Genomic DNA, 12,759 nt, shown 5'->3' on the forward strand with positions numbered 1-12,759 from the left:
ACAGTGGGAAATCAATACTTCCCACTGTGTCTTCTTCATTTAGTGTTTTATAAATTTCAGTGATTTCGTTTTTATTTCACTAACAAAAGTTGAGGCTAGTAGTAATATACCCCCAAGTATTTGAAGCATTGTCATATGCTCTTGTAGAATAAAAGCGGAAATCAAGATGGCTACAAAGGGATCAACATAGCTGAGCATGGCAATACTTTGCCCCTTTAATTTCTCCATACCCGAGAAGAATAGCCAAAATCCAATCCCCGTATTAAAAATCCCTAAAATTAAAATAAAAGGAATGGATGAACCAGATACTTTTACGATATCAAAACCGGACGTTAACAACACGTAAGGCAAGAGAAGTACAGCGGTAGTTCCAAGCTGAATAATCGTCAGTTCCAGTTTTTCTATATCCTGAATGAATTTATTTAATAACAATAATATAGCGTAAAAAGCGGCGGCAATTAATCCATAAAAAAGTCCAAGAAGATCATCGGTTTTTGATGCACTTAGACCTTCACCGACAATACATACTAAACCGGTAATCGCAACCAGAACGCAAACAATTTTTTTCCAAGACAATGGTTCTTTCAGTACGTATGGAGAAAGAAGCATGACAAACACGGGCGCAAAATAATAGCCAAGTGTTGCATTGGCAATTGTCGTATAGTCGTAGGATTGGTAAAGGAAAATCCAATTTCCCCCCAAGGCAATACTAGAAAACACCAAAATGACAGCATTCGCTTTTACCAACTGCCATGCTATTGTTTTCTTCAAAATAAAAAAGACGATTGTTAAAAACAAGCATCCAATAAAACTGCTTAGCAAAGCTCTTTCGCTCGAAGATAGGTCAATATTTCGTACTACTAAACCAATTGTACCGAAAATGACCATGGATAAAATAAACTGAATGTTTGATTTCATTGTATACTCCTTCGAATCTGCGAAACAGCTTATATCTCGCAGATTCTTAATCTGTTTTGTATATAAGCTTATTCGGAGTATACGGTGGTGGCGGTGATGTTGAAAGTGGCTTCCAAACGCAAATATTTATATCGGATAATGACATGAAAAGTTCCTCCTGTTTCATAAAAAATTATATTTTACTTATTATACCATTAGAAATCTTCGAAAAGATTCCAGAAAAAATAAACCATTTAGAGTGCAAGTAACGAAGTTAAGAAAATAAGATACTTTTGAAGCGATGTATAATGATATTCCTTACCTTTGTAATATGTAGAAACGTATAGAAGTTAAATACAAAAGTTAATGGGAGGTGGATACACATGAGCAGAAGTAAAATCTTCGCTATCTTTTTGTTAGTCATCTTTGGTGGACTGATTATAGCGGGTTTTTATACTATGAATGATGTACAAATCGAAAGTATCTATAAACTTGATGAGCAAAGTATTATTGAAAGAAATGGTGAGCACTATTTACTCATAGATAATCGCGAGTTGTCTTTATCGAAGAGCTATTATGAAAAACTAGAATTAGAAAAATACAACGAATACAAAATTAAGTATGTTTATAATCGATTGATAAATAATGACGGTGAAGTTGTGGCGCTCAAAAGATATGGTGAGCAGCCTTGGGGTCAATAATGAAACTGCGAAACGCCACTAAAATGGGGGAATCGCCACTAAGTCATAAGAAATCGCCACAAAAACCATGAGAATTGCCATACGTTCATACTAAAATAAAAAAAGATGTGTACTGTAATGACTTCAGTACACATCTTATCCTCATTAGACTGTAAATTTTTTGGTGATGTTGTTTAATTGTTCAGATTGGTCAGCTAGCATTTGAGCGCTGGCTAATATTTGTTCCATTAGAGTGGCTATTTCTTCAGTCGAAGCAGTTGTTTCTTCTACACCAGCAGCAGATTCTTCTGACACGCTTGCGATTGAAGTAACTGACATGTTAAGTATTTGTCCTTTATCTACAAAACTTTCAAGTTCATTCGAAATAAAACCAACTTTTGTTGACATGTTTTCAATCAGCTCCGCAATTAAATTAAACGTTTTTGCGGTTTCTTTTATTTGGGATGTTCCGTTTTGGATCGTTTTATAGCCGAATTCTAATGATGATGCAACTTCGGCAGATTCTAGCTGCACATCGTTAACAATACTTGTAATGTCATTAACACTAAATTTTACTTCTTCAGCAAGCTTTCTTACTTCGTCTGCAACTACAGCAAAGCCTTTTCCATGTTCACCTGCTCTTGCAGCTTCGATTGCGGCATTTAGCGCTAATAAATTGGTTTGTTCTGAAATACTCGTAATAACAGAGATGATGTCATTAATTTTGGCAGTTTTTTGATCTAATTCTTTCACCTTCGTAACGGAATCTTCCACTAAATCTTCTATATTATGCATATTGCTCTCGGATATTGACATCAGTTTATTGCCACTGATTGTAGCTGTTTTTACTTTTTCAGTAAGGGTTCTTACTTGTATCCCTTCTTCATTTGATAATTTAATTTTTTCTATAAAGTCGGAAAGTGTTTCACCGAGATTGGCACAGTTTTGCGCTTGTTCTTGAGAACCTGAAGCTAATGCCTCCATAGTGATCGCAATTTGTAAGCTACCTTCCTTCACTTCATTTGCAGAAGCGGAAAGCCCTTTACTTTGCTCTTTTACATTGTCACTTGCGTTAATAATATTGGTAATAACATTTTTCAAATTACTATTCATTGTATTCGTAGCTTCAATTAATTGGGCTGTTTCGTCTTTTGCCTTCGTGACAAGATTGGTAGATTGTAAGTTTCCATCCGCAATTTGTAACATACGGTCAACAACCTTTTTAATTGGCGTTGAAATAATTCTCGCTGTTACTATTGCTAAAATAATGGCAACCATAATGATAATAATAGACATCATTAAACTGGCTTTTTTAATGCTTGTTCCTGTATCCATTACATCATTACCTTCGTTAAGAATGATGTCTTTTCTTTTATCAGCAATGTCTTTAAAACCAGACATCAAGTCCCTACCTAGGGGCTGCACTTTGTTGGCCATAATGGCAAGTGCTTGTTCCTTATTCCCTTTATCAAACGCTACAAACACTTCTTCAGTAATTGTTTTACGCCATTCTATACTTTTATCAATAAGTTGCTTTGCTTCTTCAGAATTTGTTTCTTGAAGGACTTGATTTTGTAATGCTTTACTTTCCTCCGTATATTGAAGAAATGCCTCTTTATAGGAAGGGTCATTATACAATATGTATCCACGTGCTAACGCGATTCGTTGGGCAATATTAAAGGCTAATTCTTCATCAGCGATTAACAATGGTAAATCTTCTTTTATTATAGCGTCGGTATCATGATTGAATTTCACAACGGACTTGAAGTTATATACGCATAAAGCTGTAATTAATAGGATGATAATTAAAAATACGCCTAATAATTTATGTTTGATGCTTTTCACTAAGGTTTCCTCTTTTCTTGAAAAAAAATCTTTTTAAGAATGTAATACTAATGGCTGAGTCAGGTCTTTTATTAGGTAATTTTTGCCACGAAATTAATTTTATAGAATAGTTATTAATTCGTCAATAAGATGATTAAGAAAACATTAACTACCTAAATAAATTTTTTTATTATAACAATAGATATAACGTTAGGCTCTTTGTACTGTAGGAGCATACAATTGTTTGTTTACGTACGTTAAAAATAATCAAGACATTTTTAGTTGAAATGCAATATGGAAATAAAGAAATTCCTTTAACTTAAAACTATTCTACGCAATGTTTTTTTTGTAGGAATATTGCAGTTTATGTTCTCATCTTTAAGGCATTTGCATAATCATCAAATATTCTAGATAATAGAAAATGGTAAAAATTTTCATTTATGCAAGTGATGAACGATTCAACAATGAAATTTATAAAATGGAGGTTCATATAGATGGTAGATCGTGTTCTTAAACATTTTGGATTAGATGCTGTATTAGTCAGTGAGGTGGAAGATTCCAATAGTTCAACAGTTGTTAAATGTGCACTACGTAATAAGGAAAATGTTTTTGTGAAGATACCTTTTTCAAAATTAAAATATCAACGAGAGTTAGAAGCGTATGAGCTATTAAAAGGAAGGGTAGCTATACCAGACATGCTGGATTGTTGGGCTGGTGATGAAGCCTGTACAGGAGCATTTTTATTATCCGAATTAAAAGGTAAACCGTTAACATTTGAAGCTCCACCAACAGTAGCTTATCAAGTAGGGGTCTTGCACGCATCCATCCATTCCGTCCAACCTCCTGTTTTGCACAAATTAATCGGCATTGATAATGAGTTTGCTAGTTGGTCTAATTTTGTGGAACGCCAGTTTTATAGTTTTGCAGAAGATGTTAAAGATGTGGTAGATGTTTGTTTATACAATCAAGCCATGGCTCATTTTGAAAAAATGAAACAACAGCTCCCATCACCTGATGGACCAAGTTTGATACATATGGATTTTCGGCCAGCGAATATTATTGTGGATGCTAATAAAGTATTAGGTACAATCGATTTTGAATCTGTCCGATTTGGTTCCACCGAAATAGATTTTACAAAGCTATATCGAGATTTTTTAAGTCGGGATATTACATTATTTCAAGCTTATCAAGAAGGATACAACAGTATTAGGCCATTAAGCGATTTAGATGTGGTATTGCCTTTTTATCGATTTACAGATGCTTTCAATAGTATCGGATGGTGTAAACGCCGTGGACTTGAGAAAAATGCTGTGTTTTTGGAACGGAATTTAGTTATTTTGGAAAAATTGCTAAAATAATGGGTAGTCACGTAAAATAACGGAACAAATATGTCTTATTTACTTTAGGACTCGAAAAGAAGATAAAATAAAGAGGTATAGTCATATGATTATAGTATCAAAAGACCATTTTCAGTTGATTAAAACGAAACTTAATGAAGCACCAACGTTTGTATTTAGCATATTGGATTCGATGATTAAAGGAACGGTTTATGCAGATGCTGTTGATTACAAGACATTGCTAATCGCAACGGATTCAGGATTAAATTATGTTGCTGGACAGGTATTAGATGAACGATTCCTTCAGCACCTCGTAAAAATTTTTGATGCATCTGTAGAGCAAGGAAAGCGCTTTACATTATTTTCACCTAGTGCAGCGTGGGATCGTGAAATTGAAAAATATCTGAAGCAGCAGGTAGGCAAAGTCCAGCGTTATGCTTTTTCATTTGACGCACAGACGTATAAAAAAAGAAAAAACAGTGATAAAAGCGAATATGACGTAGCTAAAATTGGGCAGGCGGATATCCAACATTGTTTGGAGTTTGACCACAAATATTACGATACATATTGGGATTCAACGGATAATTTTATCCAAAATGGAATAGGATTTTGTGTCAAGGATAATGAGCAAATTATTAGCGCAAGCGTATCAATTTTTAAATCTACAAAATTTGCTGAAATAGATATTGTGACAGATTCCCATTATAGAGGAAAAGGATTAGCAAGTATCGTTGCGGAACAATTTATCGATGATTGCCTAGCCGCTCATATTCAACCTCGTTGGGACTGTGATATTGATAATCAAGCTTCAATTAATTTAGGGACTAAATTGGGTTTTATAAATCCGCGGCCCTATAACGTTTACTTTAAAATTAGACACGATGCTAATGGTCCGTGTTAAAAGTATTTTTCTTCGTCTTCATATGACACATTTATCGTTTTGTAGTCATACACTAACTTTGGGGTGAATGAATTGCCAAGAGTAAAATATCGTGATGCAGACATTGACTTAATGGCGAGGATGATGAGAGCAGAAGCTGTAGGTGAAGGGAAACAAGGGATGTTGTATGTTGGCAATGTGATTGTCAATCGGCTAGTTTCCAATTGTTTAGACTTTAAAGATTTAAGATCAATTGAAGATGTTATTTATCAAGTCCAAGGCGGAAATTATTCATTTGAAGCAGTTCAAAAAGGAAATATGTTCTATCAAAGAGCAAGAGAAACGGAGAAAAGATTAGCTAAACAAAATTTAGATTATTGGCGAGAGCACCCAGGGAAATACGCACTCTGGTACTTTAATCCGTACGCGCCGTGCCCACCAACATGGTACGGTCAACCATTTGCAGGACAGTTTAAAAACCATTGTTTTTATGAACCAGCACCTGACACATGTGATGGGGTTTATATTGGATAGGCAGTACAGTTGCTATAGTAACGATTAGAGGCTGGGACAAAAGAGAAAAAGTGTTAGATTGATTGTCAATCTAACACTTTTTTGCTGCGCCATTATTGTCCGCTTCGGCGGTGCTTTCCGAGGGCACACACGTAAGCCGAAAACCTTCGCTAACGCGCAGAATGCCAGCGTCTTAAGCTGTGTGCGTTCTGAGCAGGAGTCACCGCCTCCGCTACCAACAACTAGCGAACCCTTCTAATTTTTTATTTATTGCAAAAGCAAGAATAGCTAAGTGTGCTAGTTTTCCATATAGCAAAAATTTATGAACACCTTTGTTCTGTTCCTTAAATTTTTTTAGTTATGTCCCATCCTTTTTTGTATGCTTCAATTTTTATGGTCTGTTTCCAATATTTTCATAACTAATGGTTGCGTTTTAAAAGGAAATCTTATAAGGTAAATAGTAGTAGTGTAAATTTACACTTTTAAGAATAAGGAGGTAACGGCAATGAGGGTTATACAATCGATACTAGTGTTTATAGTTTTGTTATTTTTCACAGGAATAATTGCTTTGACTTTAGTACTAAATGGAGATATCCATTTTTTAAATCTTCTTTTTGTGTTATCAATTAGCTTCTTTTTATTTATTACGTGTATGATTTTTGACTGGTTTACGACAAAAAAGCGCAAAACATTGTTCGCCACGATTATTGGTGTAGCTCTGCTTATTGCTTCTGTAGCACCGATTCAGTACTATTATAAAATGAATATGGCTACTGTTGATGCTGAAATCGATGTATCTGCCTATGAACCTTTTACAGTACACAATAAGGTTGTGAAAAATAGTCAAGACGCGTCCTTACACTTGGAAGAGCCACTTCCTCGTATAGATGGAGCAACGGCGATGTACCCGTTATATGCGGCCTTTGTAGAGGCGACCTATCCGAACAAAAGCTATCCATACTATGATAGCGAGGTGAAAGTAAGTCGAACGCCTGAAGCTTATCAAAATTTAATTGCTGGTGATGTAGATGTGATTTTTGCAGCAGCCCCATCAGATTCACAAGTAAAAGTCGCGGAAATAAATGGGCTGACATTTGCTATGACCCCGATTGGGCGTGAGGCTTTTGTTTTTTTTGTGCATCATAAAAACCGCGTTGAAAATCTTTCACTTGAACAGCTGAAGCAAATTTATGCAGGTCAAATTACAAATTGGCACGAAGTTGGTGGCGATAATGACTCCATTCGTGCATTCCAACGACCAGCTGATAGTGGTAGTCAGACGACGTTAGAAAAAATTATGGGCGATACACCTATAATGGAAGCACCTGCAGAAAATGTAGCAACTGGCATGGGTGGCATAATCCATGAAGTTTCTCAATATCGCAATTATAAAAATGCAATTGGTTATACGTTTAGATATTACTCGACAGAAATGGTTGGGAATAATGAAATACAATTATTATCCATTGATGGTATTGAGCCGACAAAGGAAAATATTCGTAATGGTACATATCCACTAATATCCGAATTTTACGCAGTAACTGCTGGGACGGATAATCCAAATGTTAAAAAGTTTATTGATTGGATTGTGTCGCCTGAAGGACAGGCATTAGTTGAAAAGGTTGGTTATGTGCCAGTTGAAAATGATTAGCTTATTGGCTATAATGATGGTAACAATTCGATATGATAGTTTTCTAGGGTTCCGTAGCGCTAGCTAGTCTGGTCCGAGAGAAAACCACAAAATATATTTTGTGACACGGAAGGATAAAAGCCTGGGAGATACTGTTGAAAAACAGTGTTTCTGTAGGCTTTTTTTATTTGTCGAAAATGGAGGGATTTAAAATGAACAAACAATGGATTAGTGTCTTTGTAGCGGCTTTTTTTGAAGTTGGCTGGGTTATTGGCTTAAAGCATGCTAATAGTACACTAGAATGGCTAGGAACAGCAATTGCTATTTTTATTAGTTTCTATTTATTAATTAAGGCTGGAGAGCGTTTACCTGTTGGCACGGTTTATGCAGTGTTTGTAGGTTTGGGGACGGCAGGTACGGTATGTGCTGATAGTCTGCTGTTTGGAGAGCCGTGGAAACTAGCAAAAATTTTGTGTATTGTCGTTTTACTCGCAGGTGTTGTAGGCTTGAAGCTTGTGACGGGTGAGCCAAAAGAGAAAGAGGTGAAGGGATAATGGCGTGGGTAGCATTAGTCATCGCTGGACTTTGTGAAATGATGGGTGTTTTTATGATTAGTAAGTACAATGAAGTGAAAAATATAAAAAACCTAGTCTTATTAATTGCCGTATTTACGGTTAGTTTTTTAGGCCTTGCCTATGCCATGGAAACCTTGCCGATGGGAACAACCTATGCCATTTGGACGGGAATTGGGGCAGCAGGGGGAGCTATACTAGGCATGTTGTTCTTTAATGAATCGAAAGATTGGCGAAGAATCGTCTGTATTGTGCTCGTTTTAGGAGCTGCGATTTGTTTAAAATTGTTATCTTAAGTAGTGCCAGTCACCCAAACAATTTTAAACAATTTCATTGTAAAGTAAAAATCCACCTAGACTCTTGCTGGAATGTGCCAGCAGAGAGTAAGGTGGGTTTTTTAGCCCTTAAAGGACTGTATGCAGCGTTCTTTTTCGTTATTTTTTTATATCTTTCGTCCATTCAGCAACTTTTTCTGGGTTATCTTTAATCCATTGTTTTGCTGCATCTTTTGGGTCATCGCCATTTAAAATATTTAGCATAACAGATTCTAAATCTTCTGATGTCCAGTGGAAGTTATCTAAAACAGTATAAACATCGGGGTGGTCTTCTTTTAAACCTTTGCGAACAAATGTATTAATCGTTTCTTCTCCGCCATAAACACCTTTTGGATCTTCTAAATACTTCAGATCATATTTGGCAAATTTCCAGTGAGGAGACCAACCTGTAACGATAATTTCTTCTTTATTTTTAATTGCTTTCGACAGTGCTGTTGTCATCGCTCCTGAAGATGAAGTTAAGAAGTTCCAATCAGAAAGATTATCATATTCTTCTAACGCTTTTTCAGTTGCTGCCGTAATTCCAGCACCTGGCTCGATGCCTGTAATTGTATGGTCTGCTTCATTTGTTAAATCTTCAATAGAATTAGCATCCATGTAACTTGGTACGACTAAACCAATTTTCGCACCTGCTAAGTTTTCGCCAAGTTCATCTAAGTCACTTTTATATTTTTCATATTGTGATCCATGTGTATGTGGCAACCATGCAGCGACCATGCCATCTGCTTCCCCTTTAGAAACAGCTTCCCACATAATAGCGTTATCAAGCGGAGTTAAAGTAACATCATACCCTAAATCTTCTAAAACTTGACCGACAACGTTTGTCGAAGCGATTTCAGTATCCCATTCAACGTAGGCTAAATTAACATCTTTTGCATCTTCTTTTTTAGTGGTATCACCTTCGTTACAAGCGGCTAGTAAAAAGCTTAGCCCTAGAGCCATCCCTAATTTTGATAATGTTTTTAGTTTCATTCAAATCTTCCTTTCTTCTCTACGTATTTAGCATTTTAGTGACATAATGCGATTGTAACTTGCTGATATAATGCTAAAATGCGCTATTACAGCTCTTTTTTTCGATTAAAGCTTTGAGTTAAGCGATCGATAATAATCGCGAAAATCACGAGTCCTAAACCAGCAACAAATCCATTACCGACTTGTGTACGTTGCAATGCTGTTAATACTTCACGACCAAGTCCTGGTGCCCCAATCATCGACGCGATAACAACCATTGATAGAGATAACATAACCGTTTGGTTAATACCGGCCATAATGGTTGATTTGGCAAGTGGAATTTCTACTTTAAATAATTTTTGTGCTGCGGTACTGCCGTATGAATCAGCAGCTTCTACTAATTCTTTTGGTACTTGTCTAATTCCTAAATTTGTCATACGTACAGTAGGGGGCAATGCAAAAATAACGGATGCAAATACACCAGGTACAATGCCAATGCCGAAAAAGGCAACTGCGGGGATTAAATATACGAAGCCAGGCATCGTTTGCATAAAGTCAAGAATTGGTTTAATAATATTTTCAGCAACGCTTGACTTGGACATTAAAATACCAAGTGGGATACCGATGATGATAGAAATGATACTAGAGAATAATACGAGTGTTGTCGTTTCCATCAAGTGATCCCATAAACCTTGATTGTAAATAAATAACAGACCTATTAGTGTAAAGCTTGCAAGCCCCAATTTTTTGCCTACAGCGAAAAATGCTAAAATAACGACAAGTAAAATAAGAATAATAGCGGGAATGCTAATTAATAAATCCGTGACCTGGTTCATGAGTAGTTTTCCGTATTTTTGTATCACATCGAAGAATGCTGAAAAATTACTCGTCAACCAGTCCATGGCTGATTCTACCCATGGGGCAAGTGGTAAGGTTGGAATATTGTCTAAAAAATTATTCATGTGTTACGTCCTCCTCAGTGCATGTTGAAAGTGCTTCGATAACCACGCCACGGATAAGAACACCAAGTAAACGTTCGTCTTTCACAACTGCAATAGGAGTAGGGGAGTTATGAATCATGCCTAAAATATCCTGTAAAAGCATATCTGGAGGAACGGTTAACATTTCGGATTGAACAATCGAATGTACTGTTTGTTCCTGTTTTTTTGCAGCCGCTAGTGCATCATCAGCAGTAATAAATCCTTTCAAATGTCTGTTTTTGTCAACAGCAATTAGTAAACTAACAGCTTCTTGACGCATTCTTTTCAGTGCAACTGTAGGTCCATCAAGGTCAACGTTGACATATACTGGTCGAACCATTACGTTTTCAGCTGTTAATACTTTAGAGCGATCGACATCTTCAACAAATGTTTTTACATATTCATTTGCTGGATTCGTTAAAATTTCTTCACCAGTCCCAATTTGAATAATAGAACCGTCCTTCATTATGGCTATACGGTCACCAATGCGTAGTGCCTCATTTAAATCATGAGTAATAAATAAAATTGTTTTTTTCAATGTTCGTTGTAAATCGAGTAATTCATCCTGCATTTCTTTCCGAATCAAAGGATCGAGAGCAGAAAATGCTTCATCCATTAATAAAATTTCTGGATCGTTTGCGAGTGCGCGTGCTAAGCCAACACGTTGTTGCATCCCGCCAGATAGTTGGTTTGGATATTGATCTTTATAGGCAAGTAAGCCTGCGTTTGCTAAAGCTTGTTCTGCTTTAGCTTTGCGCTCTTCTTTAGAGATACCTCGTATTTCAAGACCATACTCGGTATTTTGTAGAAGTGTACGGTGAGGGAATAAACCGAAGTTTTGAAAAACCATACTCATTTTGCTTCTTCTAGCGGTTCGTAAGCTTTCTTTTCCCATTTTAGAAATATTTTCGCCATCAATATAAATATTGCCACTCGTTGGTTCGATAAGACGATTCAACAGTCGAATAAGTGTTGATTTCCCGCTACCAGATAAGCCCATAATGACGAAAATTTCTCCTTCATTGACGGTAAAGCTAGCATCATAAACACCAACCGTTGCACCTGTTTCTTTTAAAATATCTGTCTTGCTTTTTTGTTGTTTGACGAGTTCTAAAGCTTGAGGAATATGCTTACCAAAAACTTTAGAAACATGTTCTACTTTTATTTTTTCCATAGAACCGCTCCTTTCAAAAACTAATCCCACTTACAAATATACAGTGAGATACAACCTCAATTAGTAGAGGGAGAATGTAGTTACTTTAAAAACAAATCTGTGGGCGAATTGTTTTATTTGAAACTATTTGAGGATAATGAAAACCAAAAATGAACAAGTAACAACTTAACGTTAACAAAGAGTTGTTACTTTTGTCAAATCGATAAATGAGAAAAAATCCGCATAAACGCTGTTATATCAGCGCTTATGCGGATTTTAATTTGGATATAAAAAGCTCTGCACGCGGCCTAAGCTTTCATCATTGCCGATAAAGTAAATAATATCTCCTTCTTCAATTGAAGCATATGGTCCTGGTGAAAGTAATAATTCATTGCCACGACGGATACCAACAATCGTGCTAGATGTATTTTGCCAAAAATTTAATTCTTGCAATGTGTGATGAATACACGGGCTATCAGCTGTCATTTCAATTTGATATGGAATAAAAGGATTAACGGAACGGAAATGTTCAGTGCGACTAATTAGTTGTTTTGTTTTTTCTTGTAAATACAACAATTCCTGTTGTTGTTTTTGAATACTGATCAACAGTTCATTTTGTAGTTCATGAACAGATTGAACATCTTGGAACTGTCGGACAAAGCGCGCCGCCATTTCATACGATTTAATGATGACACCGCTACCTTTGGATGCTTCGACAATTTCTAAATCTTGCAACACGGCTATCGCTCTTCTTGCCGTTTCAGCCGATACATTGTATTGGCTAGCCAATGAAGATCTTGCATAAATTTTATCGCCAATTTGATATTTTTTTTCTACAATTTTTGAAGCAAGGTCTACCGCTATTTGCTGGTATTTTGGTTGCTTTACTTGAACATTTTTTTCTAAGTTCATGCTTAAACTTCCTTTCGTCATAACAAACCTACCTTCGCTTATTATAGACTAGCCTGCACAGAAAAAATAGCATCTCCATAAGCTATTAGTATAGG

13 protein-coding genes and 1 riboswitch are annotated in these 12,759 nt (G+C 36.1%); of the genes, 7 read left to right on the top strand and 6 right to left on the bottom strand.

Going from position 1 to position 12,759, the window contains the following annotated elements; translation table 11 throughout:
* Nucleotides 1-39: 39 nt before the first annotated feature.
* Nucleotides 40-918, bottom strand: a complete 879-nt coding sequence (locus T479_RS06285) for a DMT family transporter (protein WP_025218945.1) — start codon at nucleotides 916-918, stop codon at nucleotides 40-42.
* 362 nt (nucleotides 919-1,280) lie between these two features.
* On the opposite strand from T479_RS06285, the gene T479_RS06290 reads away from it, so the two are divergent.
* A complete protein-coding gene (locus T479_RS06290) occupies nucleotides 1,281-1,598 on the top strand; it encodes a hypothetical protein (RefSeq protein ID WP_025218946.1) in 318 nt (105 codons plus the stop codon).
* 144 nt (nucleotides 1,599-1,742) lie between these two features.
* Here T479_RS06290 and T479_RS06295 read toward each other — a convergent pair whose 3' ends face one another.
* A complete protein-coding gene (locus T479_RS06295) occupies nucleotides 1,743-3,422 on the bottom strand; it encodes a methyl-accepting chemotaxis protein (RefSeq protein WP_025218947.1) in 1,680 nt (559 codons plus the stop codon).
* 473 nt (nucleotides 3,423-3,895) lie between these two features.
* Here T479_RS06295 and T479_RS06300 point away from each other — a divergent pair, with 473 nt between their 5' ends.
* The 6 genes from T479_RS06300 to T479_RS06325 all read left to right on the top strand — a co-directional run bounded on the left by T479_RS06300 (nucleotide 3,896) and on the right by T479_RS06325 (nucleotide 8,629).
* Complete coding sequence (locus T479_RS06300; RefSeq protein WP_025218948.1) at nucleotides 3,896-4,759, top strand: phosphotransferase family protein; 864 nt, start codon at nucleotides 3,896-3,898, stop codon at nucleotides 4,757-4,759.
* 85 nt (nucleotides 4,760-4,844) lie between these two features.
* Nucleotides 4,845-5,639: a GNAT family N-acetyltransferase gene (locus T479_RS06305; protein ID WP_025218949.1), complete on the top strand. Its 795-nt coding sequence runs from the start codon at nucleotides 4,845-4,847 to the stop codon at nucleotides 5,637-5,639.
* Between the two features lie 72 nt (nucleotides 5,640-5,711).
* Nucleotides 5,712-6,152: a cell wall hydrolase gene (locus T479_RS06310; RefSeq protein ID WP_024361431.1), complete on the top strand. Its 441-nt coding sequence runs from the start codon at nucleotides 5,712-5,714 to the stop codon at nucleotides 6,150-6,152.
* A 484-nt stretch (nucleotides 6,153-6,636) separates the two neighbouring features.
* Nucleotides 6,637-7,782, top strand: coding sequence for a PstS family phosphate ABC transporter substrate-binding protein (locus tag T479_RS06315; RefSeq protein ID WP_025218950.1), 1,146 nt, complete (start codon nucleotides 6,637-6,639; stop codon nucleotides 7,780-7,782).
* A gap of 32 nt (nucleotides 7,783-7,814) precedes the next feature.
* Nucleotides 7,815-7,912: riboswitch (guanidine-I (ykkC/yxkD leader) on the top strand.
* Nucleotides 7,913-7,973: 61 nt separating this feature from the next.
* Nucleotides 7,974-8,315 carry a DMT family transporter gene (locus T479_RS06320; RefSeq protein WP_025218951.1) on the top strand — a complete coding sequence of 114 codons (342 nt, stop codon included), beginning with the start codon at nucleotides 7,974-7,976 and terminating at the stop codon, nucleotides 8,313-8,315.
* The gene (locus T479_RS06325; protein WP_024361428.1) at nucleotides 8,315-8,629 is read left to right on the top strand and encodes a DMT family transporter; all 315 of its coding nucleotides are present in this window, start codon (nucleotides 8,315-8,317) and stop codon (nucleotides 8,627-8,629) included. The genes T479_RS06320 and T479_RS06325 overlap by 1 nt, the downstream gene beginning before the upstream one ends.
* Nucleotides 8,630-8,767: 138 nt before the next feature.
* On the opposite strand, the gene T479_RS06330 is transcribed toward T479_RS06325, so the two are convergent.
* The 4 genes from T479_RS06330 to T479_RS06345 all read right to left on the bottom strand — a co-directional run bounded on the left by T479_RS06330 (nucleotide 8,768) and on the right by T479_RS06345 (nucleotide 12,664).
* Nucleotides 8,768-9,640 (bottom strand): glycine betaine ABC transporter substrate-binding protein, encoded by an 873-nt coding sequence (locus tag T479_RS06330; RefSeq protein ID WP_024361427.1) that lies wholly within the window; start codon nucleotides 9,638-9,640, stop codon nucleotides 8,768-8,770.
* 86 nt (nucleotides 9,641-9,726) lie between these two features.
* A complete protein-coding gene (locus T479_RS06335; protein WP_024361426.1) occupies nucleotides 9,727-10,581 on the bottom strand; it encodes an ABC transporter permease in 855 nt (284 codons plus the stop codon).
* Nucleotides 10,574-11,773, bottom strand: coding sequence for a quaternary amine ABC transporter ATP-binding protein (locus T479_RS06340; RefSeq protein ID WP_024361425.1), 1,200 nt, complete (start codon nucleotides 11,771-11,773; stop codon nucleotides 10,574-10,576). The genes T479_RS06335 and T479_RS06340 overlap by 8 nt, the downstream gene beginning before the upstream one ends.
* Before the next feature lie 255 nt (nucleotides 11,774-12,028).
* Entirely contained in the window at nucleotides 12,029-12,664 is a 636-nt protein-coding gene (locus T479_RS06345) for a TrkA C-terminal domain-containing protein (protein ID WP_024361424.1), read from the bottom strand.
* Nucleotides 12,665-12,759: the final 95 nt, after the last annotated feature.

Origin of the sequence: Lysinibacillus sphaericus (assembly GCF_000600105.1) — a bacterium.
GTDB lineage: Bacteria > Bacillota > Bacilli > Bacillales_A > Planococcaceae > Lysinibacillus > Lysinibacillus sphaericus.